Origin of the sequence: Streptomyces sp. NPDC096205 (assembly GCF_044763135.1) — a bacterium.
Taxonomy (GTDB): Bacteria; Actinomycetota; Actinomycetes; order Streptomycetales; family Streptomycetaceae; genus Streptomyces.
In genome coordinates this window covers 232,398-259,005 of record NZ_JBIWFS010000003.1, presented here as the reverse complement: position 1 = coordinate 259,005, position 26,608 = coordinate 232,398, and the positions used below count along the sequence as shown (strand labels likewise).

Here is a 26,608-nt window from a genome sequence, read left to right as displayed (position 1 = left end):
CTCCTCGTGCCTACTCGGCCGAGGGCGCCTCACCCTCGTCCGTGCCGGTGACCGCGGCGCCTTCGGCGGTCTCGTCGACGGCCACGTCGCCGTCGACCTCCTCCGCCTCGCGCCCCGCCTCGGCGTTGCGTGCGATGCCGACCACGGCATCGCGCTTGCCCAGATTGATCAGTTGGACGCCCATGGTGTCACGGCCCGTCTCCCTGACCTCGTTGACTCGCGTACGAATCACACCGCCGCCGAGCGTGATGGCGAGGATCTCGTCGGTCTCCTCGACCACCAGCGCGCCGACGAGCGAACCGCGGTCCTCCACGATCTTGGCGGCCTTGATGCCGAGGCCGCCGCGGCCCTGGACGCGGTACTCGTCGACAGCGGTGCGCTTCGCGTACCCGCCGTCTGTGGCAGTGAACACGAACGTACCCGGTCGAACAACATTCATCGAGAGCAGCTCGTCGCCCTCGCGGAAACTCATGCCCTTCACACCGGAGGTGGCGCGGCCCATGGGGCGCAGGGCGTCGTCCGTGGCCGTGAACCTGATGGACTGCGCCTTCCTGCTGATGAGCAGCAGGTCGTCCTCGGCGGAGACCAGCTCGGCGCCGATCAGCTCGTCGTCGCTGCCGTCCTCGCGCTCGCGGAGGTTGATGGCGATGACGCCGCCCGCGCGCGGGGAGTCGTAGTCCTTCAGCGAGGTCTTCTTCACCAGGCCCGCCTTGGTGGCGAGGACCAGGTAGGGCGCGGCCTCGTAGTCGCGGATCGCGAGGATCTCGGCGATCGCCTCGTCCGGCTGGAAGGCCAGCAGGTTGGCGACGTGCTGACCGCGCGCGTCCCGGCCGGCGTCGGGCAGCTCGTAGGCCTTGGCGCGGTAGACGCGGCCCTTGTTGGTGAAGAACAGCAGCCAGTGGTGCGTGGTGGAGACGAAGAAGTGGTCGACGATGTCGTCTTCCTTCAGCTTCGTGCCGCGCACGCCCTTGCCGCCGCGCTTCTGGGCGCGGTAGTCGACCGTCTTGGTGCGCTTGACGTAGCCACCGCGCGTGACGGTAACGACGATGTCCTCCTCGGCGATGAGGTCCTCGATGGACATGTCACCGTCGTAGGGGATCAGCTGGGTCTTGCGGTCGTCGCCGTACTTCTCGACGATCGCGGCGAGCTCCGCGCTGACGATGCCGCGCTGGCGGACCGGGGAGGCCAGGATCTCGTTGTACTCGGTGATCTTCGCCTGGAGTTCGTCGTGCTCCTGGACGATCTTCTGCCGCTCCAGGGCCGCGAGGCGGCGGAGCTGCATCTCCAGGATCGCGTTGGCCTGGATCTCGTCGATCTCCAGGAGGTCCATCAGGCCGGTGCGGGCGATGTCGACGGTCTCGCTGCGCCGGATCAGCGCGATGACCTCGTCGATGGCGTCCAGGGCCTTCAGCAGACCGCGCAGGATGTGCGCGCGCTCCTCGGCCTTGCGCAGCCTGAAGCGCGTACGGCGGACGATGACCTCGATCTGGTGCTGCACCCAGTGGCGGATGAAGGCGTCCAGGGAGAGGGTGCGCGGCACGCCGTCGACCAGGGCCAGCATGTTGGCGCCGAAGTTGGTCTGCAGGTCGGTGTGCTTGTAGAGGTTGTTCAGCACGACCTTGGCGACCGCGTCCCGCTTGAGGACGATCACCAGGCGCTGGCCGGTGCGGGAGGAGGTCTCGTCGCGGACGTCGGCGATGCCGCCGATCTTGCCGTCCTTGACGAGGTCGGCGATCTTCTGCGCGAGGTTGTCCGGGTTGACCTGGTAGGGCAGCTCGGTGACCACCAGGCACTGGCGGTTCTGGATCTCCTCGACCTCGACGACCGCGCGCATGGTGATCGAGCCACGGCCGGTGCGGTAGGCCTCCTCGATGCCCTTGCGGCCCACGACCAGCGCGCCGGTCGGGAAGTCCGGGCCCTTGATGCGCTCGATGAGCGCGTCGAGCAGCTCCTCGTGGCTGGCCTCGGGGTTCTCCAGGTACCACTGGGCGCCGGAGGCCACCTCGCGCAGGTTGTGCGGCGGGATGTTGGTCGCCATGCCGACCGCGATACCGGCGGAGCCGTTGATCAGCAGGTTCGGGAAGCGGGCCGGCAGGACGGTCGGCTCCTGGGAGCGGCCGTCGTAGTTGTCCGTGAAGTCGACGGTCTCCTCGTCGATGTCGCGGACCATCTCCATCGACAGCGGCGCCAGCTTGCACTCGGTGTAGCGCATCGCCGCCGCCGGGTCGTTGCCCGGGGAGCCGAAGTTGCCGTTGGAGTCCACCAGCGGCATCCGCATCGACCACGGCTGGGCGAGGCGGACCAGGGCGTCGTAGATCGACGAGTCGCCGTGGGGGTGGTAGTTGCCCATGACGTCGCCGACGACACGGGCGCACTTGTAGAAGCCGCGCTCGGGGCGGTAGCCGCCGTCGTACATGGCGTACAGCACGCGGCGGTGGACGGGCTTGAGACCGTCCCGGACGTCGGGCAGCGCACGGGACACGATGACGGACATCGCGTAGTCCAGATACGAGCGCTGCATCTCCGTCTCGAGCCCGACGGGCTCGACACGCTGGGCGATGACGCCGTCACCTTCGGGAGTGACGGGGGTGTTCTCGTCGGCCATTGCTGGTGAAGATCCTTCCTGGTGCGGTCAGCTGAGACCGACTCAGATGTCGAGGAAGCGGACGTCCTTGGCGTTGCGCTGGATGAACTGGCGACGGGCCTCGACGTCCTCGCCCATCAGGACCGAGAACAGGTCGTCGGCCTGGGCGGCGTCGTCGAGGGTGACCTGGCCGAGGACGCGGTGCTCCTGGTCCATGGTGGTCACGCGCAGCTCCTCGGCGTTCATCTCGCCGAGACCCTTGAAGCGCTGGATGGAGTCCTCGCGCACGCGCTTGCCGCGCTGGCGGCCCATCTCGATCAGGGCGTCGCGCTCACGGTCCGAGTAGGCGTACTCGATGTCGTCCCGGCCCCACTTGATCTTGTAGAGCGGCGGACGGGAGAGGTACACGTGCCCGGCCTCGACCAGCGGCCGCATGAAGCGGAACAGGAAGGTCAGCAGCAGGGTGGAGATGTGCTGGCCGTCGACGTCGGCGTCCGCCATCAGGATGATCTTGTGATAGCGGAGCTTCTCGATGTCGAAGTCCTCGTGCACGCCCGTGCCGAAGGCGGAGATCAGCGCCTGGATCTCCTGGTTCTGCAGGATCTTGTCGATCCTGGCCTTCTCGACGTTGAGGATCTTGCCGCGGATCGGGAGGATCGCCTGGTACTCGGGGTTGCGGCCGGACTTGGCCGAACCGCCGGCGGAGTCACCCTCGACGATGAAGATCTCGCACTTGGTGGGGTCGTTCGACTGACAGTCGGACAGCTTGCCCGGCAGGGACGCCGACTCCAGCAGGCCCTTGCGGCGGGTCAGGTCGCGCGCCTTGCGGGCCGCCACGCGCGCGGTGGCCGCCTGGATGCCCTTGCGGACGATGTCCGCCGCCTCGACCGGGTTGCGGTCCAGCCAGTCGCTGAGGTGCTCGTAGACGGCCTTCTGCACGAAGGTCTTCGCCTCGGTGTTGCCCAGCTTGGTCTTGGTCTGGCCCTCGAACTGCGGCTCGCTCAGCTTCACCGAGATGATCGCCGTCAGACCCTCGCGGATGTCGTCACCCGTGAGGTTGTCGTCCTTCTCGCGCAGCAGCTTCTTGTCACGCGCGTACTTGTTGATCAGGCTGGTGAGCGCCGCGCGGAAGCCCTCTTCGTGGGTGCCGCCCTCGTGCGTGTGGATGATGTTGGCGAACGAGTACACGCCCTCGCTGTAGCCGGTGTTCCACTGCATGGCGACCTCGAGGGACAGGCTCTTGTCCTTGTCCTCGCCCTCCAGGTCGATCACCGTCGGGTGCACCATGTCTCCCTTGCGGGAGTTCAGGTACTTCACGAAGTCGACGATGCCGCCGTCGTAGCGGTACGTGACCGTCTTGGCCTCGTCCAGCTCGTCGGCGCCCGCCTCGTCCGCGCCGGCCGTGGCCTTGGCCGACTCGCGCTCGTCGGTGAGCCGGATGGTCAGGCCCTTGTTGAGGAACGCCATCTCCTGGAAACGCCGGGAGAGCGTCTCGAAGGAGTACTCGGTGGTCTCGAAGATGTCCGGGTCCGCCCAGAACGTCACCGAGGTGCCGGTCTCCTCGATGGCCTCGTGCTGGGCCAGCGGGGCGGTCGGGACGCCCATCTTGTAGTCCTGCGTCCAGCGGTGGCCGTCGGTCCTGACCTCGACGGACACCTTCGACGACAGGGCGTTCACCACGGAGACGCCGACGCCGTGCAGACCGCCGGAGACGGCGTAGCCGCCGCCGCCGAACTTGCCGCCCGCGTGCAGCACCGTCAGCACGACCTCGACGGCCGGCTTGCCCTCGGAGGGGACGATGCCGACCGGGATGCCACGGCCGTTGTCGACGACCCGGACGCCGCCGTCGGCGAGGATCGTGACGTCGATGGTGTCCGCGTGCCCGGCCAGCGCCTCGTCGACGGAGTTGTCGACGACCTCGTACACCAGGTGGTGCAGTCCTCGCTCGCCGGTCGAGCCGATGTACATGCCCGGGCGCTTGCGGACCGCGTCCAGACCCTCGAGGACGGTGATGGCACTGGCGTCGTACGACGACACCGCTGAGGCCTCAGCGGCTGCGGCCGGGGCCTCGGTGGACGGGATGTTCTCGTTGGGGTTGCCGGAATCGGCCACGAAGCGCCCTTTCTGGCACAGCACGAGCCGAGCTCGTCGGCGATTGCCGGAGCGGCTGCGGCATGTTGCGTGGGTAAGCCTTGATCAGCGTTGCTCAGCTTCTCCCGGGCGTCCCCGCGTCGCGGGGCGGGATTGTCTTCCAGTCTACCGGTAGCACTGACACTGATGGGGGTTTGCCGGTACCTGAGTCCGCATGTGCCGCCCTGAACCTGCCTCGGCCGACTCCCGATATACGGATGGGGGCTCCAAGAGGCTCACAGCGCCACCTAGCGCTTCCGGTCGTCAACCCTTCGCTACTCCCGGGTCAGGTGGCGATTCGCACCCGCGTGCGGTTGTACGACAAAGGGCGGGAGCCTGTGGAAAAGGCAGGCAAACGGGAGCACCGATGTGAGGTCGCTCACTTCGATGCCCTGCACGGCCTGTCGGCCGCTCGATGCTCTTCAGGGGGCCTGTCAGCCGTAGGTGTCGCCGGGACCCGAGCTGCCCGGCGCCCGCAGCGGCCCGTAGCGGCGGGGCGCGCTGCCGGGCCCCATCACTTTCAGCAGGCGCACCGCTCCGTGCCCGAGGTCCTCGTTCAGCCGGGCGACGAGGGTGGGCGCCAGAAGCCGCAGGTTCGTCGCCCACGCGGTCGAGTCGCAGCGCACCACGAGCACCCGCTCGTCCTCGTCGTACCGGTCGGGCACACAGTGCTTGGCCACGTCGTCGCCGACGATCTCCGGCCAGCGCCCCATCACCCCGCCGACCGCCGCCGGCGTCTCCCAGCCGCGGTCGCTGAGCAACCGGTTGATGGCCGCGCCGAGCGCCATCGGGTCCCGCCCGTCGGCGCGCGCGCCGGAGCGCAGTCCGCCGCCCCGCCGCGCCTGCTTCTTCTGCTGGGCCGCGTCCCCACGCGCGCGTGCCGCCTCCTTCGCCGCCCGCAGCGCCACCCGCGCGAGGTCGACTCCGGAGGGCTCGGCGCCCTTCTTGGGTTCCTGTGCGCTCATACGCGTTCCACCGTCCCACCGGACACCGCGTACCGCGCGCCGGTCAGCACATGCGGTACGTCGTCGTCGACCGCGGCCGTCACCAGCACCTGCTCGCCCGGCGCCACCAGCTCCGCCAGCCGCTCCCGGCGCCGCGCGTCCAGCTCGGCGAACACGTCGTCGAGGATCAGCACCGGCTCGTTGCCCTCGGCGCGCAGCAGGTCGTAGGAGGCGAGCCGCAGCGCCAGCGCGTACGACCAGGACTCGCCGTGGGAGGCGTATCCCTTGGCGGGCAGCTGACCGAGTTTGAGAACCAGATCGTCTCGGTGGGGGCCTACGAGGGTGACGCCCCGGTCGACCTCCTGCTTACGGGCGTCCGCGAGCGCCGCCATCAGCTGGGCGTAGAGATCCTCGCGCGTGTGTGCCTCGCCGGGCGCCGACGGCTTGTACTCCAGGGCGACGGGCCCGCCCCCGGGCGCCAGCTGCTCGTACGCCTTGTCGGCCAGCGGCTGGATCGCCGCGATCAGATCGAGCCGCTGCGCCAAAAGCTCGGCACCCGCGCGCGCGAGGTGCTGGTCCCATACGTCGAGCGTGGACAGGTCCATCGACCGTCCGCCGTGCCTGCGTGCGAGCGCGGCCGTCTTCAGCAGGGTGTTGCGCTGCTTGAGCACCCGCTCGTAGTCGGAGCGCACCCCTGCCATGCGCGGGGAGCGCGCGGTGATCAGCTCGTCCAGGAAGCGCCGCCGCTCACCGGGATCGCCCTTGACCAGCGCGAGATCCTCCGGCGCGAACAGCACCGTCCGTACGATGCCCAGCACGTCACGCGGTCTGACCTGCGAGGACCTGTTGATGCGGGCGCGGTTGGATTTGCCCGGGTTCAGCTCCAGCTCGACCAGCTGCTGGCGCTCGCCCTGCCGGATCTGGGCGCGGATCACCGCACGGTCGGCGCCCATGCGGACCAGGGGCGCGTCGGAGGAGACGCGGTGGCTGCCGAGGGTGGCGAGATAGCCGACGGCCTCGACGAGGTTGGTCTTGCCCTGGCCGTTGGGGCCGACGAAGGCGGTGACGCCCGGGTCGAGCGGGACCTCGACCCGGGCGTAGGAGCGGAAGTCGGCCAGCGACAGATGCGTCACGTGCATGTCGTTCGCCGACCTCCCCCGGCGTGCAGGATGTGGCCCGGGGTTTCCCCAGGCTGTGGACTACTTCTTCTCGACCGCGTGGCCACCGAACTGGTTGCGCAGCGCGGCGATCATCTTCATCTGCGGGGAGTCCTCCTGGCGGGAGGCGAACCGCGCGAACAGCGAGGCCGTGATCGCGGGCAGCGGCACGGCGTTGTCGATCGCGGCCTCCACGGTCCAGCGTCCCTCACCGGAGTCCTGTGCATAACCGCGCAGCCCGTCCAGGTGCTCGTCCTCGTCGAGGGCGTTGACCGCGAGGTCCAGCAGCCAGGAGCGGATGACGGTGCCTTCCTGCCAGGAGCGGAAGATCTCGCGGACGTTCTCCACGGAGTCGACCTTCTCCAGCAGCTCCCAGCCCTCGGCGTAGGCCTGCATCATGGCGTACTCGATGCCGTTGTGGACCATCTTCGCGAAGTGGCCCGCGCCGACCCGGCCCGCGTGCACCGCGCCGAAGTCGCCCTCCGGCTTGAGCGCGTCGAAGACCGGCTGCACCTTGGCGACGTTCTCCGCGTCGCCGCCGTACATCAGCGCGTAGCCGTTCTCCAGGCCCCAGACGCCGCCGGAGACGCCGCAGTCGACGAAGCCGATGCCCTTGGCCGCCAGCTCCTCGGCGTGCTTCTCGTCGTCCGTCCAGCGGGAGTTGCCGCCGTCCACGACCACGTCGCCGGGCTGAAGCAGCTCGGCCAGCTCGTCGATCGTCGACTGGGTGGGGCCACCGGCCGGAACCATCACCCAGACCACGCGCGGGCCCTGGAGGCTGTCCACAAGCTCTTTGAGGCTGTGGACGTCCGCGAGGTCCGGGTTGCGGTCGTAGCCGATGACGGTGTGGCCCGCGCGACGGATGCGCTCGCGCATGTTGCCGCCCATCTTGCCGAGGCCGACGAGACCAAGCTCCATCAGTTGTTCCTTAGGTTGCTGTGGCGTGTGAGGCACCTTCGTACCCACGTCCGAGCCTAAACCCGGACGGTCACGCACAGCTGTGGGCATACGCGCTCATACGTACACCCCCGGCCGCGCCCTCACCTGCGGTTTCCCCACAGGCCGGGGATGGTTTTCCCACGGCCTGTGGACAACTCCGCACGCGTCAGCCGCTGAGGCGCACCGGCATGATCAGGTACTTGTACGCGTCGTCCGCCTCGGCATCCAGCGCCGGCTTGCCGCTGAGCAGCGCCGGCTTCGTGGAGGTCGTGAAGGACAGCTGCGCCACCGGGGAGTCGATCGCGCTGAGGCCGTCCAGCAGGAAGGTCGGGTTGAAGGCGATGGAGATGTCGTCGCCCTCCAGCTGGGCGTCGACCCTTTCCACAGCCTGTGCGTCGTCGCTGGAGCCGGCCTCCAGGATCAGCACGCCCTGCTCGAAGCTGAGCCGCACCGGGGTGTTGCGCTCGGCGACCAGGGCCACACGCTTGACGGCCTCCACGAAGGGGGCGGTCTCGATCACGGCGACGGAGTTGAACTCGGTCGGGAACAGCGTGCGGTACTTCGGGAGGTCGCCCTCCAGCAGCCGGGTCGTCGTACGACGGCCGGCGCCCTCGAAGCCGATCAGGCCCTCGCCCGCACCCGAGCCGGACAGCGCCAGCGTGACGCTGTCGCCGCTCGTGAGGGCCTTGGCGGTGTCCAGGAGCGTCTTGGCGGGCACCAGGGCGACCGCGGAGGCGTCCGGGTTCTCCGGCTTCCACAGGAACTCGCGGACCGCGAAGCGGTAGCGGTCGGTGGAGGCCAGCGTGACGGTGTCGCCCTCGATCTCGATGCGCACACCGGTCAGCACGGGCAGCGTGTCGTCACGGCCGGCGGCGATGGCCACCTGGGAGACGGCGGAGGCGAAGACCTCGCCGGGAACCGTGCCGGTCGCGGTCGGCATCTGCGGCAGCGCCGGGTACTCCTCCACAGGCAGGGTGTGGAGTGTGAACCGCGAGGAGCCGCAGACCACGGTCGCCCGTACACCGTCTGTGGAAATCTCCACCGGCCGGTTGGGGAGGGCGCGCGAGATGTCGGCGAGCAGCCGGCCGGAGACGAGGACGGTGCCCTCCTCCTCGACCTCCGCCTCGACGCTGACCCGCGCCGAGACCTCGTAGTCGAAGCTCGACAGGCTCAGCTGGCCGTCCTCGGCCTTCAGCAGCAGGCCGGCGAGGACAGGCGCCGGCGGACGGGCCGGGAGGCTGCGCGCCGCCCAGGCCACTGCCTCCGCGAGTACGTCGCGTTCCACCCGGATCTTCACGGTTAGCCGCCTCCTGCTGTTGCCGGCGCTTCTCGCCCTGCTTCGCTTCGTCGTCTGTCTCGGTGTCGCTGACCCCTGGGACGGGAAGGACACCGGGGACCAGTCTGACGTACGGCACTGACAGTCGGTGCCCCTCGGGGTCAAGTCGTGACGGGGCGCGGACAAGCGCCGGAGAGCGAGTTGTGCACAGCCCCCGCTTCAAAACGGTTTCCGAGCTCTCTCTAGTCGTTCGTAGTAGTAGGGGCTGTGGATACCGTGGATAACTTCGTTTCCGCAGGTCAGAGCCGAAATTTTGTCCCCAGGTCCTGTGGGCGGAGCCGGTGGACAACTGGGGCGGTCTGTGGAGAACAGAAAGTTCTGCACACCTCATCCCCAGGGAGGGCGGAGTTCTCCCCAGACTCGTCCCCAGCTTTACCCGTCTTTCCCACAGGGCAACCCGGCAACTTCGTGTGACGCCTTTCACTCGACCCGGTGGGCGGGTGCGTCGGGTTGCCGAACAGTGGACAGCCATGTGGAGAAGCCGGGGATCATTGGGGACAACCGGCCTCAGCCTGTGGGTTGTCGGTGGAAAACTCCGTACACAGCCTGTGGATACTTTTTTCGTCCACACCCTGTGGACAGTCTTCGTCCACGAATCCACAGCCATGTGACCTGGTCTGATGGTCCTTCAACAGGGTGGCCTGTGGACAGAGTTCGGGACAACTTCACCGTCCCCACCCTGGGGACGGAAGAAAGTCGCCGAATCTGTGGAGAGTGGCCGTAACCTCGCCCGGATTCGAACAGAGGATGACTCCGGGGAAACGACAAGGGCGCCCCGGGAATCGTTCCCGAGGCGCCCTGGAGCGTCATACGAGGGCCATGAAGGGCCCTGAAGGGGGCTGTCAGCCGGCCTTGATGCGGTTGGTGAGCTCGGTGACCTGGTTGTAGATCGAGCGCCGCTCGGCCATCAGATTGCGGATCTTCCGGTCGGCGTGCATGACCGTGGTGTGGTCGCGGCCGCCGAACAGCGCGCCGATCTTCGGCAGCGACAGATCCGTCAGCTCACGGCACAGGTACATGGCGATCTGCCGGGCCGTGACCAGCGCGCGGCCGCGGGAGGTGCCGCACAGGTCCTCCACGGTCAGCCCGAAGTAGTCCGCCGTGGCGCTCATGATGGCCGTGGAGGTGATCTCCGGTGCGGAGTCGTCCCCGCCGGGGATCAGGTCCTTCAGGACGATCTCCGTCAGGCCCAGGTCCACCGGCTGCCGGTTGAGCGACGCGAACGCCGTCACCCGGATCAGCGCGCCCTCCAGCTCACGGATGTTCCGCGAGATCCGGGACGCGATGAACTCCAGTACCTCCGGCGGGGCGTTGAGCTGCTCCTGCACCGCCTTCTTGCGCAGGATCGCGATCCGCGTCTCCAGCTCGGGCGGCTGCACGTCGGTGATCAGACCCCACTCGAAACGGTTCCGCAGCCGGTCCTCCAGGGTGACCAGCTGCTTGGGCGGCCGGTCGCTGGAGAGCACGATCTGCTTGTTGGCGTTGTGGAGCGTGTTGAAGGTGTGGAAGAACTCCTCCTGCGTCGACTCCTTGTCCGCGAGGAACTGGATGTCGTCGACGAGCAGGATGTCCATCTCGCGGTAGCGCTTGCGGAAGCTGTCGCCCTTGCCGTCGCGGATGGAGTTGATGAACTCGTTGGTGAACTCCTCCGAGCTCACGTACCGCACGCGCGTGCCGGGGTAGAGGCTGCGCGCGTAGTGCCCGATCGCGTGCAGCAGGTGCGTCTTGCCCAGGCCCGACTCCCCGTAGATGAACAGGGGGTTGTAGGCCTTCGCGGGTGCCTCGGCGACGGCCACCGCGGCCGCGTGCGCGAAGCGGTTGGACGCGCCGATCACGAACGTGTCGAAGAGGTACTTGGGGTTCAGCCGTGCGGTCGGCTCGCCGGGGCCGCCGGCCGACGCGGACTGCCCGCTCATCGAGCCGAGCGAGGACGGTCCTGCGGAGGCCGGCGTCGCCGGGGCCCCCGGGTTCGTGCCGCCGCGGTGCGCCGGCCCGGAACCGGGCTGGGGCTCGGGCAGTTCACGGCGGCCTTCGCGCTGGTCGTAGTCGCCGCGCCCGCCGTCGTAGTCCCCGCGCTGCTGCTCGTACGACGGACGCTCCGGCGGCTTCGGGCGGTAGTCCTGGCCGCCGTAGGTCTCGTGGCCGCCCTGCCCGTGGCCGCCCTGCCCGTAGCTGTCCTGCGAGGAGGGCGAGGCGTACGGGTCGCGGTCGGCGTAGGAGTCCCGGTCCGCGTACGGGTCGCGCTCGGGGAAGCCGAGGCGCGGCTGCTGCCAGCTGTACTCGTCCTGCGCGGGGCGCGGCCAGGCGCCGGGTTCGGGGCGCTGGTACTCCGAGGGGTAGGCCGGGCGGGCCGACGGCAGCTGCTCTCCGGTGCCCGGGAGCGGCTCGGCGCGGTGACGGCCGTAGCCGCCCTCGTAGGGAGCCGGCTCGGGCTCGTCGTAGCGCGACGAGGGCTGCGCGGGGGTGGGGCCCGGGGCCGGGGGCTCGCCCGCGGAGTCGTCGACGGTGATCGCGATACGGATGGGGCGGCCGCACTCGCGGCTCAGCGTCTCGCTCACGATCGGCGCGAGACGGCCCTCGAGGACGTTCTTCGCGAACTCGTTCGGCACGGCCAGGAGCGCGGTGTCGGCGACCAGCGCGAGCGGCTGGCAGCGGCGGATCCAGTGCTCGTCCTTGGACTCCACACCCTGCCCGCGGCCCTCACCGAGAAGCTGCTCGAGTACTCGTGGCCACACTGCGGCAAGATCGGCAGGTACGTCAGCCACAGGGCACGCTCTCTCACAGGTCCCACGAACGTGTGGTTCACGAGACGGATCGGGATGTAGATCAAGGTGGCCGGCGGGGACGAACCCGCTGGGCCGGGGACAAGGGAACGAATCGGAGTCCAGCCACGGTAGTCAGCGCGACGGGTACGGTTCAAGTTGTTGTCCCCAGGCTGTGGACAGTGTCTCCCGTACGTCGCTGGTTTGACCGGATGGCGTAGCCCCGCGTACCGTAACCAGGTCGAGTTGTCGATGGCTGCTGCCGCCTGCCTCCGATGGGCACAGATCGCGTCAAGGTGATCGGAAAGCGGTGCACTCGGGCGTAACGCGAGCTACTCGTGGGCGCACGGTGACAGCCAGGACGGCACCCCGCAACTACTGATTCTTTCTGGAGCCCCCGAGTGAGCAAGCGCACCTTCCAGCCGAACAACCGTCGTCGCGCGAAGACCCACGGCTTCCGGCTGCGGATGCGTACCCGTGCCGGCCGCGCCGTTCTGGCGTCCCGCCGCAGCAAGGGTCGCGCCCGTCTGTCCGCCTGATCCCGGTCAGGTCATGACGTCGTGCTGCCCACCGAGAACCGGCTGAGGCGGCGCGAGGATTTCGCGACCGCGGTACGACGAGGACGCAGGGCCGGTCGCCCTCTGCTCGTCGTCCATCTACGCAGCGGTACTACGGACCCGCACGCGCCTGGGGAGAGCGCTCCTCCGACGCGTGCGGGTTTCGTCGTGAGCAAGGCAGTGGGTGGCGCGGTCGTGCGCAACAAGGTCAAGCGCAGACTTCGTCATCTGATGCGTGACCGGGTGGCCCTGCTGCCCCCCGGTAGCCTGGTAGTGGTACGAGCGCTGCCCGGTTCGGGCGACGCCGACCATGAACAGCTGGCCCAAGACCTGGACGCCGCCCTGCAGCGGCTTCTGGGAGGGGGCGCGCGATGAAGTACCCGCTGCTGGCATTGATCAAGCTGTACCAGTGGACGATCAGTCCACTGCTCGGGCCGGTGTGCAAGTACTACCCGTCGTGCTCTCACTACGGCTATACGGCCATCGACCGGCACGGTGCGATCAAGGGCACGGCCCTGACCGCCTGGCGCATCCTCCGCTGCAATCCGTGGTCGCTGGGCGGTGTGGACCATGTCCCGCCGCGCAAGCGCCCGCGATGGCACGAGATGGTGCGCACTGCCTGGCGCGCACGCAAGGGCGGGCCCTCCTCCGCCGAACCGGCCACCGAGGGACAGAATGCGTTGAGCTCTACGAGTCCTTCGAGCCCGGCCGCAGAGACCCCGTCCCATGCCCAAGGAGCATGATTAGTGGACACGATTGCCAGCCTCTTCAGCTTCATCACCACGCCCGTCGCATGGATCATCGTCCAGTTCCACAAGCTGTACGGTGCGATCTTCGGTCCTGATACGGGCTGGGCCTGGGGCCTGTCCATCATGTCCCTGGTGATCGTCATCCGGATCTGCCTGATCCCGCTCTTCGTGAAGCAGATCAAGGCGACCCGGGCCATGCAGACGCTCCAGCCGGAGATGAAGAAGATCCAGGAGCGCTACAAGAACGACCGGCAGCGCCAGTCCGAAGAGATGATGAAGCTGTACAAGGAGACGGGTACCAACCCGCTCTCCTCGTGCCTTCCCATTCTGGCGCAGTCGCCTTTCTTCTTCGCCCTGTACCACGTGCTCAACAACATCGCCAACGGCAAGACCGTCGGCAAGGTGATCAACCAGGATCTGCTGGAGAGCGCGCAGCAGGCCCACATCTTTGGTGCCCCGCTCGCCGCGAAGTTCACCAACAGCGCGGAGAAGGTCCAGTCGCTCGGCGCCACGCTCACCGACGTCCGTGTCGTCACGGCCATCATGATCATCCTGATGTCGCTGTCGCAGTTCTACACGCAGCGCCAGCTGATGACGAAGAACGTCGACACCACGGTGAAGACGCCGTTCATGCAGCAGCAGAAGATGCTGATGTACGTCTTCCCGGTCATCTTCGCCGTCTTCGGCATCAACTTCCCGGTCGGTGTCCTCGTCTACTGGCTGACCACCAACGTGTGGACCATGGGCCAGCAGATGTACGTGATCCACAACAACCCGACCCCGGGTTCCAAGGCTCAGGCCGCCTACCTGGAGCGCCTGACCAAGCACGTCACGCACCACGGCAAGGTCCGCCGGCGCAGCGAGCGCACGATCATCAAGGCCATCGTCGCCAAGGGCCGGGACCGCAACGAGTTCGAGCGCAAGTTCATCAACGGCCTCAGCAAGGCGGGCTTCGCCGCCCAGCCCGACGGCACCGTGGTGAAGGGCGAGAGCGCTGTCGCCGTCGAGACCGCCGAGGACGGTACGCCCACGACGGCGTCCGGCACCGCCCGGCGCCAGCAGCCCAAGCGGCAGACCAAGGCGCAGCGCCAGTCCGGCGCCGCCAAGGCGGCCGATGAGGCCACGTCGCTGGAGAAGACCTCGCTGGAGAAGTCCGACGAGCCCGAGGACGCCGCTCCGGCCGCGCAGAAGAAGGCCGCTCCCAAGCAGCCCGGCTCCGGCCGCAGCAAGGCGCAGTCCGGTCAGCGCAAGGGTCCGCAGCGTCCCAAGTCCCCGTCCAAGAAGTAAGAAGGAGTCCATCCCGTGACGGAAGGCACCACCTCCGCCGCTGCCGAGGGTGCAGACACCCTGACCCGCCTGGAGCAGGAGGGCGAGATCGCGGCGGACTACCTCGAGGGTCTGCTGGACATCGCCGATCTCGACGGCGACATCGACATGGACGTCGAGGGCGACCGCGCCTCTGTCTCGATCATCAGTGACTCGGGCGCCCGCGATCTGCAGAAGCTGGTCGGCCGTGACGGAGAGGTGCTCGAGGCCCTCCAGGAGCTCACGCGTCTCGCGGTGCACCGGGAGACCGGGGACCGCAGCCGTCTGATGCTGGACGTCGCCGGCTATCGGGCCCGCAAGCGCACCGAGCTGGCCGAGCTGGGCGCCAAGGCCGCGGCCGAGGCCAAGAGCACCGGCTCGCCCGTGAAGCTGAAGCCGATGACGCCGTTCGAGCGCAAGGTCGTGCACGACGCGGTGAAGGCGGCGGGCCTGCGCAGCGAGTCCGAGGGCGAGGAGCCGCAGCGCTTCGTCGTCGTGTTGCCCGCCTGAGCGGTCCATACGTTCCACCGGCCCCGTCTGTAGCGCAGGCGGGGCCGAATTTTGTCAGCCTGATAGTTCTGGTGGTTCTGGTGTCGGCGCCTGGTCGCGCTGACGCGGTACGGAAGGACGGTCCCCCGTGACGGAGGCAGCGGAGCTCCCCCCTGCGCCCGAGCAGGCACGTGCGGTGTTCGGCGATCGCTTCGCGGATGCGGTCCGGTATGCGGAGCTGCTCGCCGAGGCGGGCGTGCAGCGCGGCCTGATCGGCCCACGTGAAGTGCCACGCCTGTGGGAGCGGCATCTGCTGAACTGCGCGGTGCTCTCCGAGGTCGTGCCCGAGGGTGTCACGGTCTGCGACGTCGGTTCGGGGGCCGGCCTGCCCGGCATTCCGCTGGCGCTGGTCCGTGAGGACCTGAAGATCACGCTGCTCGAGCCGCTGCTGCGACGTACGACCTTCCTGACCGAGGTCGTGGAGCTGCTGGGCCTGGACCATGTCACGGTCGTGCGCGGCCGCGCCGAGGAGGTCATGGGCAAGCTCACACCGGTGCATGTGGTCACCGCCCGTGCCGTTGCCCCGCTGGACCGCCTCGCCACCTGGGGCATCCCGCTGCTGCGGCCCTACGGCGAGATGCTCGCGCTCAAGGGCGACACCGCGGAGGAGGAGCTGAAGAGCGCGGCCACCGCGCTGAGCAAGCTGGGTGCCGTGGCCACCTCCGTCCTCCAGGTGGGCGAGGGCATCGTCGATCCGCTGTCCACGGTGGTGCGGGTGGAGGTCGGCGAGAGCCCGGGTGGTGTGCGCTTCGCAGCCAAGCGAGCGAAGGCGGCGCGCACCGGGCGGGCGCGCCGGCGGCGTTGAGCCGTACTCCACACAAGCTGCCGAACCTCCTCATGACGGAGTGTCGCGCCAGTTGGGCCCCGGCTGCTGTGCATCGTGTTTCACGTGAAACGTCGCTCACTGCTGCACGGCATCATCAGTCGGGGCCGCGCTGCGGCCGAACCCCGCGACCGTAAGCCGCTCGGATCACTGGACAAGCCCACGAAGGCGCCCGGGAAGCGCGCCGGATCCCTCGATGAGCCCGCCGGTTCACCCGATGCGGGAGCGGAGTTGTCCACAGAGGTGGATTTCTCCACAGAAGCACCGGCCTCACTGGTTCACGACCCCGAAGACATGGGAGGCTCTGTTCATTGCGAGCCTGAAGTCGAGGAGAGTGAATCCTTGCGGTCCGACGCCAACATCGCGGGACCGATGACCGATCCGGTCCCCGGTCCCCGTACCGAGTCGCCGGGGATGGATGTTTCACGTGAAACACCGCCCCCGATGGACGACACACCTATCGGTCGTGCTGCCCAACTGGCGGTCGAGGCTCTGGGACGAGCCGGTGAGGGCCTTCCACGGCCCGAGCAGACGCGGATCATCTGCGTGGCCAACCAGAAGGGCGGGGTCGGCAAGACGACGACGACCGTCAACCTCGCCGCATCCCTGGCTCTGCACGGCGGCCGGGTCCTCGTGATCGACCTCGACCCACAAGGCAACGCCTCCACCGCTCTGGGCATCGACCACCACGCCGAAGTGCCGTCGATCTACGACGTGCTCATCGAGGGCAAGCCCCTTGCGGAGGTCGTGCAGCCCGTTCCCGACGTCGAGGGCCTCTTCTGTGCTCCCGCCACGATCGACCTCGCCGGTGCGGAGATCGAGCTCGTGTCCCTCGTGGCTCGGGAGAGCCGGCTTCAGCGGGCCATCCAGGCCTATGAGCAGCCGCTGGACTACATCCTCATCGACTGCCCGCCCTCCCTCGGGCTGCTGACGGTCAACGCGCTCGTCGCGGGCCAGGAGGTCCTCATCCCCATTCAGTGCGAGTACTACGCGCTGGAGGGTCTGGGGCAGCTGCTGCGTAACGTCGACCTGGTGCGGGGGCACCTCAACCCCGCCCTGCATGTGTCGACGATCCTGCTCACCATGTACGACGGCCGGACGCGTCTGGCCTCCCAGGTGGCGGACGAGGTGCGCAACCACTTCGGCGACGAGGTCCTGCGGACGAGCATCCCGCGCTCGGTCCGTATCTCCGAGGCGCCGAGCTATGGACAGACGGTGCTGACCTACGATCCCGGATCGAGCGGTGCTCTGTCCTACCTTGAAGCAGCCCGAGAGATCGCGCTGCGGGGCGTGGGCATCAGCTACGACCCGACCCGCGCGCACATCGGCGCGCAGAACAACCCGAACATGGTGGAGGGGATCCAGTGAGCGAGCGACGGAGGGGACTGGGCCGTGGCCTCGGCGCGCTGATCCCATCTGCCCCGACGGAGAAGACACCTGCTGCTACGGCGGTGGGAGGTGCGGCCTATCCCTCGACTGTGGGGGGTTCGGTGCTGACGTCCGAGCGAGGCGTGGCCGCCGGCAAGGTGATCGAGGCTCCGCCTGTTTCACGTGAAACGGAGGAGCCGGTCGCTCCCGCCGTTCCGGAGCTGCCGGCGCCTCCCATCGGCGCCCACTTCGCCGAGATCCCGCTCGACGCCATCACGCCGAACCCCCAGCAGCCGCGTGAGGTGTTCGACGAGGACGCGCTTCACGAACTGGTCATCTCCATCCGTGAGGTCGGTCTCCTCCAGCCCGTCGTCGTGCGGCAGGCCGCTCCCGGTCGCTATGAGCTCATCATGGGTGAGCGGCGCTGGCGTGCCTCCCGTAAGGCGGGGCTCGAGGCGATCCCGGCGATCGTGCGGGACACGGACGACGACAAGATGCTCGTCGACGCCCTGCTGGAGAACCTCCACCGGGCCCAGCTGAACCCGCTGGAGGAGGCAGCCGCCTACGACCAGCTGCTGCAGGACTTCAACTGCACGCATGAGCAGCTCGCTGAGCGCATCGGCCGCTCCCGCTCGCAGATCTCCAACACACTGCGGCTGCTGCAGCTCTCGTCGAAGGTCAAGCTCCGTGTCGCGGCCGGTGTGCTGTCCGCGGGCCACGCGCGTGCGCTGCTGAGCGTCGAGGACCAGGACGAGCAGGATCAGCTCGCCCACCGGATCGTCGCCGAAGGACTCTCGGTGCGTTCGGTCGAGGAGATCGTGCGGCTGATGGCGTCGCGGGAGCACCAGGCCCCGCGGGCCAAGAAGCCCCGTGCCGGTGCCCGGCTGTCCCCGGCGCTCTCCGATCTCGCCACGCGCCTGTCGGACCGCTTCGAGACCCGGGTGAAGGTCGACCTGGGCCAGAAGAAGGGCAAGATCACCGTCGAGTTCGCCTCGGTGGAGGATCTGGAGCGCATCCTCGGCACGCTGGCCCCGGGCGAGGGCCCCGTGCTGCAGAAGAGTCTGCTGGACGGCGGTTCCGAGGACTCGCAGGACTGAGTCGAGGAGCGCGTCGAACGCCGAGAGAGCGAGCCGTGTCCGGTGTGTACCGGAACACGGCTCGCTCTTTGCTTTCTGCCGGTATCGAGCGAATCGCAGGGTGGTTACGATGCGAACGGGAAGGATCATCCACCTGCCGTCCGCGGTGCCGCGGGCGAAGGAAGCGAGGAACAGCCTTCATGGGGCGTCGGCTCGTACCGCTCACGCTGGACAACCTTGAGGACCTTCCCCGGCGCTGCCGCTCGTGCGTCTTCTGGGAGCTGGACACCGTCAGTGGCGAGGCCGCGGTGAAGGGCGGTACGGCTGCGCTGGAGAAGGAGGCGTGGATCTCCGCCGTGCTGCTGGACTGGGGTTCCTGCGGCAGGGTCGTCTATGTCGATGACGTCCCCGTGGGGTTCGTGCTCTACGCCCCTCCGGCCTATGTCCCGCGCTCCTCCGCGTTTCCCACGAGCCCCGTCTCGCCGGACGCCGTGCAGTTGATGACGGGGTTCATCCTGCCCGGCTTCCAGGGGCAGGGGCTGGGCCGGGTGATGGTGCAGACGGTGGCCAAGGATCTGCTGCGGCGCGGCTTCAAGGCGATCGAGGCGTTCGGTGACGCCCGCTGGAAGGAGCCTGCCTGTCTGCTGCCTGCCGACCATCTCCTCGCCGTCGGCTTCAAGACGGTCCGGCAGCATCCCACCCATCCCCGGCTGAGGCTGGAGCTGCGGTCGACCCTCTCCTGGAAGGAAGACGTGGAGATGGCGCTGGACCGGCTGCTGGGGGCGGTGCAGAAGGAACCGGCGCTGCGACCTCTGTGACATGACGATGGGGCCGACCCTTGCGGGCCGGCCCCTTCGTGTTTCACGTGAAACGTTGCTTCGTCTCACCCGCGCGTCACTCGGCGATGAACTCCGCGAGGTCGCGCTCGATCGCGGCCTTCGGCTTGGCGCCGACGATGGTCTTGGCGACCTCGCCGTGCTGGTACACGTTCAGGGTCGGGATCGACATGACGCCGTACTTGGCAGCCGTGGCCGGGTTCTCGTCGATGTTCAGCTTGACGATCTCGATCTTGTCGCCGTACTCCTGGGCGATCTTCTCCAGCGACGGCGCGATCTGGCGGCACGGTCCGCACCAGGCGGCCCAGAAGTCCACCAGGACGGGCTTGTCGCTCTTGAGGACGTCCTGCTCGAAGGAGTCGTCGGTCACATTCTTCAGGGTGCCGGCCACTGGGGGCTCCTTAACTGATGGTGCGTGGGGCGGGTGGGAGAGGGTCAGACAGCGGTCTTCTCGGGCTCGGCCTTGTCGCCGTCCGAGAGGGCAGCGAGGAAGCGCTCGGCGTCGAGAGCGGCGGAGCAGCCGGTGCCGGCCGCGGTGATCGCCTGGCGGTAGGTGTGGTCCACGACGTCACCGGCGCCGAAGACACCCGTCAGGTTCGTCCGCGTGGAGGGGGCCTCGACCTTCAGGTAGCCCTCCTCGTCCAGGTCCAGCTGCCCCTTGAACAGCTCCGTGCGCGGGTCGTGGCCGATCGCGATGAAGAGGCCGGTCACCGCAAGCTCCGAGAGCTCGCCGGTCTTGAGGTTCCGCAGCTTCAGGCCGGACAGCTTCTGCTCGCCCTGGACCTCGGCGACCTCGCTGTCCCAGACGAACTTGATCTTCGGGTCGGCGAAGGCGCGCTCCTGCATGGCCTTGGAGGCCCGCAGGGTGTCCCGGCGGTGGACGATCGTCACGGACTTGGCGAAGCGCGAGAGGAAGGTGGCCTCCTCCATCGCGGTGTCGCCACCACCGATGACGGCGATGTCCTGGTCCTTGAAGAAGAACCCGTCGCAGGTGGCACACCAGGAGACACCGCGGCCGGAGAGGGCGTCCTCGTTCGGCAGGCCGAGCTTGCGGTGCTGGGAGCCGGTGGCGACGATGACGGCCTTGGCGTGGTGGACCGTACCCGCGGTGTCGGTGACCGTCTTGATCTCACCGGTCAGGTCGACGGAGACGATGTCGTCCGGGATGAGCTCGGCCCCGAAGCGCTCGGCCTGGGTGCGCATGTTGTCCATGAGCTCGGGGCCCATGATGCCGTCCTGGAAGCCCGGGAAGTTCTCCACCTCGGTGGTGTTCATCAGCGCACCGCCGGCGGTGACGGCGCCCTCGAACACCAGGGGCTTCAGCGACGCGCGCGCGGTGTAGAGCGCCGCCGTGTAGCCGGCGGGCCCGGAGCCGATGATGATCACGTTACGGACGTCGCTCACGGCTTGTTTCCTCGTCTCTGGACTGCGTCGTTCGACCGGGGAGAGCGTCTTTCGGAACTCTCACCCCACCCAACGGATCCTAAGGGGCGCGCATTCCCGCTGTGTCCGGGCACACGAAGGGGAGACCCACCGGTGACACAAGAGACGAGGTGACGGCTCAGGGACGGGCGTAGGAGTCCTTCAGCAAAACCTCCGCCTTGGCGGTGGAATCCTGCTCCACACAGCGCGCGTCCACGATGTAGACGGTGACGCGGTTGCTGTCGGAGGTGTCCGGCAGCACGACGAGCAGCGCCTCACGGCCCTTGTAGGTGCCTTCCTCGGTGGCAAGTGCCGCGTCGTTGCTGCCGATGCCCTGCTGGACGCAGTCGGGGACCACGGGCTGCTGGAAGACCCTGGGCCTTCCGGTGTCGGGTCCGCCTTCCACGCCGAAACTCTGCGGGGTGCGGGAGCCCTCGCGCACGCTCTCCTTCGCGGAGAGGAGGTCGGTGACCTCCCGCTGGAGCGTTGCCGTGGCGAAGGTGTCCGAGGCGGAGGTCTGCTCATCGTGCTCGGGAGAGGACGACGGTGAACCGCCGCCCCACGACGACAGCAGGACCGAACCGAGCCCCAGGGCGGCCGCGGTGAAAGCGGCGCCCAGGACGGCGACCCTGCGCCTGCTGCCTGGACGGCGGTTCTTTCGGCCGGGGCCGGTGGTGGCGTTGCGGGCATTGCCTGCGGGCCGGTCGGCCGATGTTTCACGTGAAACACGCACGCTGCCCGCCGACACGGAAGCAGCGTGGTCGGCAGAGGCAGAGGCTTCGCCGGGTGCGGTGTGCTCGGCGGCTTGGGCGTCTGCGGTGGCTTGGGCGTCTGCGGTGGCTTCGGTGTGTGCGGTGGCTTCGGTGTGCTCGGCGGCCTCGGTGTGTGCGGCGTCCTCGGGCGTCGGTGTCGTGGAGCTCAGAAGCGCTTCCGCGGCCAACGCCGCGTCGATCCGGCCGGCGACGTCGGAGGGCATCCGGCTCGGGCCGGGCAGCGTGCCGAGCAGGCCCCGGATCTCCTCCAGGGACGCGTAGACGTCCGCGCAGAGCTCGCATCCCTCCAGGTGCTGTCGTACGTCGGTGCTGCGGGACGGTGGGAGCAGTCCCTCGGTGAGGTCGGAGATCTCGGCGACGTCCGGGTGCCCGGCCGTGTCCGTCGTGGAAGTCACGCTCGCCCACCTCCGCCCTTCACTGCAGCTGAGTCGCTTGGCCCGGGATCTTGGGGACCGGCTGGGCGTGGTCCCGCTGCGGGTGGGACGGATGTCCCCTGCGTCCGGTTCCGTCCTTCGTCCTTCTGCTTCGCCTCACCGGGTCTTTCCGGCCGCAGATGGGTGAGGAGCGGCTGCAGTCTGGCTCTGCCGCGGGCGCAGCGGCTCTTCACCGTCCCGGTCGGTACATCGAGGATGCGGGCGGCCTCGGCGACCGGGTAGCCCTGCATGTCCACCAGGACCAGGGCGGCCCGCTGGTCGGGCGGCAGGGTGCCGAGCGCCTCGATGAGCTGCCGGTGCAGGTCGTTGCGCTCGGCCGGGGCCGAGGCCGACTCGTGCGGCTCCAGCAACTGCTCCAGGCGCTCGGTGTCGTCGACCGGGGCGGTCTTGCGTGAGGCGGCCTTGCGGGCCCGGTCCAGACAGGCGTTCACCGTGATGCGGTGCAGCCAGGTCGTGACGGCCGACTTGCCCTGGAAGGTGTGCGCGGCCCGGTAGGCGGAGACCAGCGCGTCCTGAACGGCGTCCGCGGCCTCCTCGCGGTCGCCCAGCGTCCGCAGGGCCACCGCCCACAGCCGGTCGCGGTGGCGCCGCACCAGCTCACCGAAGGCGTCCGGGTCGCCGGCGACATGCCGGGCCAGAAGAGCCTCGTCCGGTGCTTCCTGCCGGTCGCTGCACACGCCGCCGCCCCCGCTTCCTCAGCTGGTCGCCTTGATGTCGACGACACGGCCGCGGTACTCGCCGTTCGACTGCAGCGGCGCGTCGGTGAGCCAGACCAGTACGTAGCGGGCCTTGAGGGCTTTGGTCGGCTTGAGGTCGACCGTGGTGCCCTCGCCCTGGGCGACCTTGGTGAAGCCTTCGAAGGTCTGCGGCTCGACGTCCCCGTCCGCGGCGAGGAGTTCGACGGAGGTGCTGCCCTCGAAGGTGACCGTGACCTTGCCGACGTCCTGGACCTTGCCCAGGTCGAGGATGACCCCCACACCTCTCTTGAGGTTGGCGAAGTTGGGACCGTAGTAGTGGTCCGTCTGCCAGTAGGTGCCCGGAGCGTTGTCGTAGGCCTTGTCTATGTCGCCGGGCTTCTCGGATTGGTCCTGGCCGAACGGGTCGAAGTCCCGAGCGTCCTGGATGGCGATGGGCAGGGACGGCTTCGGCTTGTTCTTGTCGCCGCCCTCCGTCGTCTGCGTCTGGTTCGTGTCGTCGGACTTGCCGCCCCGCTCCATCAGGGCTTCCGCGAGCTGCCAGCTGCCCAGGCCCAGGGCTGCGATCAGGAGCGCGGAGACCGCCCACTTCAGGGCCTTGCCGGGGCGGCTCTGCAACGGGGGCGGCGGGGCCGCTACCGGCTGGGTGACGCCGGGATGCGGCGCCGGGCGGCCGTAGTTGCCCTGCTGGTACGTGGTGCGCTGGTACTCGGGCGGTGCGGTGAAGGCCGGCTCCGGCGGGCGGATGCGGGGCATCTCGCCGATCGCCTTCACCAGTTCCTCGGGCGTGGTGCACGCGGCCTCGTGCCGGGAGGCCGTCGCCCCGTCGTTGGCCAGCGCTCGCATGGCCAGCTCGGACAGCCCGCGGTGCACGCCCGCCCGCACCTGGTCGGGAGCGATCAGCCCGATGTCCTTGGGCAGCCCGGACAGGCCGTACGCGTCGTTCTCGTACGGCCAGCGCTGGGTGAGGGAGGCGTACAGCAGGGCGCCGATCGCCTCGGTGTCGGTGCGCTGCGGGGAGTCGGAGCTGATGCCGCGCAGCGCCGCGTTCACCGCAAGGCCGCGGATGCGCCACTGGCCGCTGGAGGTGCGCAGGACGGCGTTGGGGTTGAGGCGCAGATGGGCCAGGCCCTCGCGATGGGCGGCCGCCATCGCGGCGGAGATCTGGCTGACCAACTGGTAGGCGTCGTGCGGCTCCAGCGGGCCGGCGGCGAGCAGCGCCGTCAGCTCGGTGGCGTCGGGCAGCCACTCGTGCACCACGTAGACGAGGTCGTTCTCCTCGACGGCGTCGAGGACCTGGACGAAGCGGGGATCGCCCAGCAGGGCCGCGGAGCGGGCCGCGGCGAGGACGGAACGGGCGCGGGAGTGGTCGGCGGGCAGGATGTGGACGCCGACGGCACGGCGGAGCTTCTCGTCGACCGCGCGCCAGCTGCTGAAACCGTCCAGACGGGTGACGCACTCCTCGAGGCGGTAGCGTCTGGCGAGCTTGTGACCGCTGTGCAGTTCGGGCGGTGAGGCCTTTCCGGGACCTTCGGTCCCGCCGCTCCCCTGTGCCTCGTCGTTGTCCGTGGTCCGCTCCCCGGTCTGGTCCGCCCCGTCGGCCGTGGACTGGTCCGCCTGGTCCGCCTCGGCGGTCAGCGGCTTCTCGCCGCTGGTGTCTGCCACGTCGACGGCAGCCCTGCTCCGTTCCGCCACCGTCGTCCTGCCTCCCCGATCCGTTGCGCGCCGTCCGACGCCGAAACCAATTGTGCCCACAGTCCGCCCCTGTGCACGACACACAAGGGCCGACGATGGTTGTGCGCCTACCCCGTCTCAGCGCCCCAGTCGTCCGCGCACCATGCCGACCATCGAATTCAGCTCCTCGATGCGCATGCGGCGGGCCGCGACGTAGAAGACACCCAGCAGTACGGCACCGCCGAGCAGCAGTGCGGCGAAGGAGCCGAGGACGCCGAGGCCGAGGGCCTGGGTGATGCCGTAGCAGGCCGCTCCGCTGAGGAGGGCCGCCGGGACGGAGGCGATGCACAGTCGCGCGTAGGTGCGCAGTACGCGGGCGCCGTCCAGGTCGCCACCGAGCCGCTTGCGCAGCCGCTGCCAGGCGACGCCGACGCCGATGACGTAGGCCAGGCCGTAGGAGGCGGCCATGCCGATCACGGCCCAGCGGGCCGGCAGCAGGAGGTAGCACAGGGCCGAGGCGCCCGCGTTCACGGCGGCCACGATGACCGTGTTGTAGAAGGGGGTCCGGGTGTCTTCGTAGGCGTAGAAGGCGCGCAGGACGACGTACTGGACGGAGTACGGGATCAGGCCGAGGCCGAAGGCCATCAGCATGTAGCCCATGTTGGTGGCGGCGGCGGTGCCCGAGGAGCCGAAGATCAGGGTGCACATCGGAACGCCGAGCGCGACGAGCCCGAAGGCGATCGGGACGATCGCTACAGCCGTGGTGCGCAGACCCTGCGAGATGTCGTCCCGGACGGCGCCCGCGTCCTCCTCGGCGGCCGAACGGGAGATGCGCGGCAGCAGAGCGGCCATCAGCGAGACGGTGATGATCGCCTGCGGCAGACCCCAGATGAGCTGGGCGTTGGCGTAGGCGCTGTAGCCGGTGCCGCCGATGTTGCCGTCGACGATGGAGGCGGTGGCGAGCTGGGAGACGACCAGCGCACCGGCCTGGTTGGCCAGTACGAACAGGATCGTCCACTTGGCGAGCACCGCGGCCTTGCCGAGGCCGTGGCCCTTCCAGTCGAAGCGCAGCCGCAGCTTGAACCCGGTCTCGCGCAGGTACGGGATCATCGCCAGGGCCTGGACGACCAGTCCGAGGAGGATGCCGATGCCGAGCAGGCGCTGGCCCTCCGGCGGGATGCTGTCGACGGTCATGTGCGAGTTGGCCGCACTGCCGTACACCCAGATGAACATTCCGAGGGTCACGATGATGACGATGTTGTTCAGGACCGGGGTCCACATCATCGCGCCGAAGCGGCCGCGGGCGTTGAGGATCTGCCCCATCACCACGTGGATGCCCATGAAGAAGATCGAGGGCAGGAAGTAGCGGGTGAAGGTGATGGCGACGTCGTTGGCCGCGGCGTTGGAGGCGACGGGGTTCGACAGGGCGCGGACCAGGAAGGGCGCCGCGAGCATGCCGGCCACGGTGAGCACACCGAGGGCCACCATGACCAGGGTCAGCAGCCGGTTGGCGTAGGCCTCGCCGCCGTCCTCGTCGTCCTTCATGGCCCGCACGAGCTGCGGGACGAAGACGGAGTTGAGGCCGCCGCCGACGGTCAGGATGTAGATCATCGTCGGCAGCTGGTACGCCACCTGGAAGGTGTCGCCGAGGAGGGCGGTGCCCAGTGCCGAGACGATGAGCACCGAGCGGATCAGGCCGGTGAGCCGGGACACCATCGTGCCCGCCGCCATCACCGCGCTGGACTTCAGCAGACCCGCCGCGCGGCCGCTCTTCTTCGCCGAGGAAGCGGCGGGAGAGGCGGTGGCGGCGGCAGGAGCGGCGGGCGCCGGCACAGGTGCGGCCGGCTCGACGGGGGACGGCACGGGCGCCTGGTACTGCTGCGCGGCCGGGTACTGCTCAGGTGCCTGGGGCGCGCCGTAGGGGGCCGCGGGGCCGCCCTGGCCCGGGTACGGTGCCGCCGCGGGGCCGGGCACGGACGGCTGGTCGGCCGGGTTGACGCCGCCCTGCTGCTGGTCGCGGAAGAGATGCGCGAAGGCGTCCGGCTCGTGGTGCTCCTCGCCGGCCTGGCTCACCAGGTCGTCGATGCCCACGTACTGCGTGGTGCGCGGGTCGTCGCCGTAGGGCAGGTACTGGGTCGCGCCGTCCGGCTCGGGGGCCGGCGGCTGGGCCCAGACTCGCGGATCGGGCGCGTACGGCGACTGCGGCGGCTGGGCGTACAGCGGCTGCTGCGGGTAGGTGCCCGGGGGCGGCGGCGGGTGCGCGGCGCGGTCGTAGAGCGCCTCGGAGACCGGGTCCTGGGCGGCGAGGTCCTGCGCCTGGTAGGGGTCCTGGTCGTAGGCGTCCTGGAGGTACATGTCCGCCGGGTGCTGCGGCGGCACCTGGCCGTGCTCGGGCGGCGGGCCCTCGGGGTGACCCGGGTCGCCCACGGCCCGGCCGCGGTCACCGTCGTACGGCGCGTTCATGGTTACCCCACCTCATCGTCCCGGGCCCACCG

The 26,608-nt window shown here is 69.1% G+C and carries 22 protein-coding genes; 9 read left to right on the top strand and 13 right to left on the bottom strand.

From position 1 onward, the window contains the following. Positions 1–10: 10 nt before the first annotated feature. The 7 genes from gyrA to dnaA all read right to left on the bottom strand — a co-directional run bounded on the left by gyrA (position 11) and on the right by dnaA (position 11,855). Complete coding sequence (gyrA, locus tag ACIQ6Y_RS13595; RefSeq protein WP_404037000.1) at positions 11–2,605, bottom strand: DNA gyrase subunit A; 2,595 nt, start codon at positions 2,603–2,605, stop codon at positions 11–13. A gap of 42 nt (positions 2,606–2,647) precedes the next feature. Beyond that, the gene (gyrB, locus tag ACIQ6Y_RS13590) at positions 2,648–4,720 is read right to left on the bottom strand and encodes a DNA topoisomerase (ATP-hydrolyzing) subunit B (protein ID WP_404036997.1); all 2,073 of its coding nucleotides are present in this window, start codon (positions 4,718–4,720) and stop codon (positions 2,648–2,650) included. Positions 4,721–5,148: 428 nt separating this feature from the next. After that, positions 5,149–5,679 (bottom strand): DUF721 domain-containing protein, encoded by a 531-nt coding sequence (locus tag ACIQ6Y_RS13585; protein ID WP_404036994.1) that lies wholly within the window; start codon positions 5,677–5,679, stop codon positions 5,149–5,151. Next, entirely contained in the window at positions 5,676–6,797 is a 1,122-nt protein-coding gene (recF, locus tag ACIQ6Y_RS13580) for a DNA replication/repair protein RecF (protein WP_404036991.1), read from the bottom strand. Before recF ends, ACIQ6Y_RS13585 begins: the two co-directional genes overlap by 4 nt. A 60-nt stretch (positions 6,798–6,857) precedes the next feature. Continuing rightward, the gene (gnd, locus tag ACIQ6Y_RS13575) at positions 6,858–7,733 is read right to left on the bottom strand and encodes a phosphogluconate dehydrogenase (NAD(+)-dependent, decarboxylating) (protein ID WP_404036988.1); all 876 of its coding nucleotides are present in this window, start codon (positions 7,731–7,733) and stop codon (positions 6,858–6,860) included. 187 nt (positions 7,734–7,920) lie between these two features. After that, positions 7,921–9,051: a DNA polymerase III subunit beta gene (dnaN, locus tag ACIQ6Y_RS13570; protein ID WP_404036985.1), complete on the bottom strand. Its 1,131-nt coding sequence runs from the start codon at positions 9,049–9,051 to the stop codon at positions 7,921–7,923. 881 nt (positions 9,052–9,932) lie between these two features. Further along, positions 9,933–11,855, bottom strand: coding sequence for a chromosomal replication initiator protein DnaA (gene dnaA / locus ACIQ6Y_RS13565; RefSeq protein WP_404036982.1), 1,923 nt, complete (start codon positions 11,853–11,855; stop codon positions 9,933–9,935). A gap of 398 nt (positions 11,856–12,253) precedes the next feature. On the opposite strand from dnaA, the gene rpmH reads away from it, so the two are divergent. The 9 genes from rpmH to ACIQ6Y_RS13520 all read left to right on the top strand — a co-directional run bounded on the left by rpmH (position 12,254) and on the right by ACIQ6Y_RS13520 (position 19,097). Continuing rightward, the gene (rpmH, locus tag ACIQ6Y_RS13560; RefSeq protein WP_016644655.1) at positions 12,254–12,391 is read left to right on the top strand and encodes a 50S ribosomal protein L34; all 138 of its coding nucleotides are present in this window, start codon (positions 12,254–12,256) and stop codon (positions 12,389–12,391) included. Between the two features lie 21 nt (positions 12,392–12,412). After that, positions 12,413–12,784 carry a ribonuclease P protein component gene (gene rnpA / locus ACIQ6Y_RS13555; protein ID WP_404036979.1) on the top strand — a complete coding sequence of 124 codons (372 nt, stop codon included), beginning with the start codon at positions 12,413–12,415 and terminating at the stop codon, positions 12,782–12,784. After that, positions 12,781–13,152 (top strand): membrane protein insertion efficiency factor YidD, encoded by a 372-nt coding sequence (gene yidD / locus ACIQ6Y_RS13550; RefSeq protein WP_404036976.1) that lies wholly within the window; start codon positions 12,781–12,783, stop codon positions 13,150–13,152. The genes rnpA and yidD overlap by 4 nt, the downstream gene beginning before the upstream one ends. A gap of 3 nt (positions 13,153–13,155) precedes the next feature. After that, the gene (gene yidC / locus ACIQ6Y_RS13545; RefSeq protein ID WP_404036973.1) at positions 13,156–14,445 is read left to right on the top strand and encodes a membrane protein insertase YidC; all 1,290 of its coding nucleotides are present in this window, start codon (positions 13,156–13,158) and stop codon (positions 14,443–14,445) included. 15 nt (positions 14,446–14,460) lie between these two features. Further along, the gene (locus ACIQ6Y_RS13540) at positions 14,461–14,973 is read left to right on the top strand and encodes a protein jag (RefSeq protein ID WP_404036970.1); all 513 of its coding nucleotides are present in this window, start codon (positions 14,461–14,463) and stop codon (positions 14,971–14,973) included. Between the two features lie 127 nt (positions 14,974–15,100). Next, entirely contained in the window at positions 15,101–15,817 is a 717-nt protein-coding gene (gene rsmG, locus ACIQ6Y_RS13535; protein WP_404036967.1) for a 16S rRNA (guanine(527)-N(7))-methyltransferase RsmG, read from the top strand. 312 nt (positions 15,818–16,129) lie between these two features. Next, positions 16,130–17,203 carry a ParA family protein gene (locus ACIQ6Y_RS13530; protein WP_404038312.1) on the top strand — a complete coding sequence of 358 codons (1,074 nt, stop codon included), beginning with the start codon at positions 16,130–16,132 and terminating at the stop codon, positions 17,201–17,203. Then, a complete protein-coding gene (locus ACIQ6Y_RS13525; RefSeq protein WP_404036965.1) occupies positions 17,200–18,300 on the top strand; it encodes a ParB/RepB/Spo0J family partition protein in 1,101 nt (366 codons plus the stop codon). The genes ACIQ6Y_RS13530 and ACIQ6Y_RS13525 overlap by 4 nt, the downstream gene beginning before the upstream one ends. Before the next feature lie 179 nt (positions 18,301–18,479). Continuing rightward, positions 18,480–19,097, top strand: coding sequence for a GNAT family N-acetyltransferase (locus ACIQ6Y_RS13520; protein WP_404036962.1), 618 nt, complete (start codon positions 18,480–18,482; stop codon positions 19,095–19,097). Between the two features lie 76 nt (positions 19,098–19,173). On the opposite strand, the gene trxA is transcribed toward ACIQ6Y_RS13520, so the two are convergent. The 6 genes from trxA to murJ all read right to left on the bottom strand — a co-directional run bounded on the left by trxA (position 19,174) and on the right by murJ (position 26,576). After that, positions 19,174–19,506 (bottom strand): thioredoxin, encoded by a 333-nt coding sequence (gene trxA, locus ACIQ6Y_RS13515; protein ID WP_404036959.1) that lies wholly within the window; start codon positions 19,504–19,506, stop codon positions 19,174–19,176. Positions 19,507–19,550: 44 nt separating this feature from the next. Further along, positions 19,551–20,519 (bottom strand): thioredoxin-disulfide reductase, encoded by a 969-nt coding sequence (gene trxB, locus ACIQ6Y_RS13510; RefSeq protein WP_404036956.1) that lies wholly within the window; start codon positions 20,517–20,519, stop codon positions 19,551–19,553. A 157-nt stretch (positions 20,520–20,676) separates the two neighbouring features. Further along, positions 20,677–21,705, bottom strand: coding sequence for a hypothetical protein (locus ACIQ6Y_RS13505; RefSeq protein WP_404036953.1), 1,029 nt, complete (start codon positions 21,703–21,705; stop codon positions 20,677–20,679). Continuing rightward, a complete protein-coding gene (gene sigM / locus ACIQ6Y_RS13500; RefSeq protein WP_404036950.1) occupies positions 21,702–22,421 on the bottom strand; it encodes an RNA polymerase sigma factor SigM in 720 nt (239 codons plus the stop codon). The genes ACIQ6Y_RS13505 and sigM overlap by 4 nt, the downstream gene beginning before the upstream one ends. Before the next feature lie 18 nt (positions 22,422–22,439). After that, positions 22,440–24,134, bottom strand: a complete 1,695-nt coding sequence (locus ACIQ6Y_RS13495; RefSeq protein WP_404036946.1) for a protein kinase family protein — start codon at positions 24,132–24,134, stop codon at positions 22,440–22,442. A 117-nt stretch (positions 24,135–24,251) separates the two neighbouring features. After that, positions 24,252–26,576, bottom strand: a complete 2,325-nt coding sequence (gene murJ / locus ACIQ6Y_RS13490; RefSeq protein WP_404036943.1) for a murein biosynthesis integral membrane protein MurJ — start codon at positions 26,574–26,576, stop codon at positions 24,252–24,254. Positions 26,577–26,608: the final 32 nt, after the last annotated feature.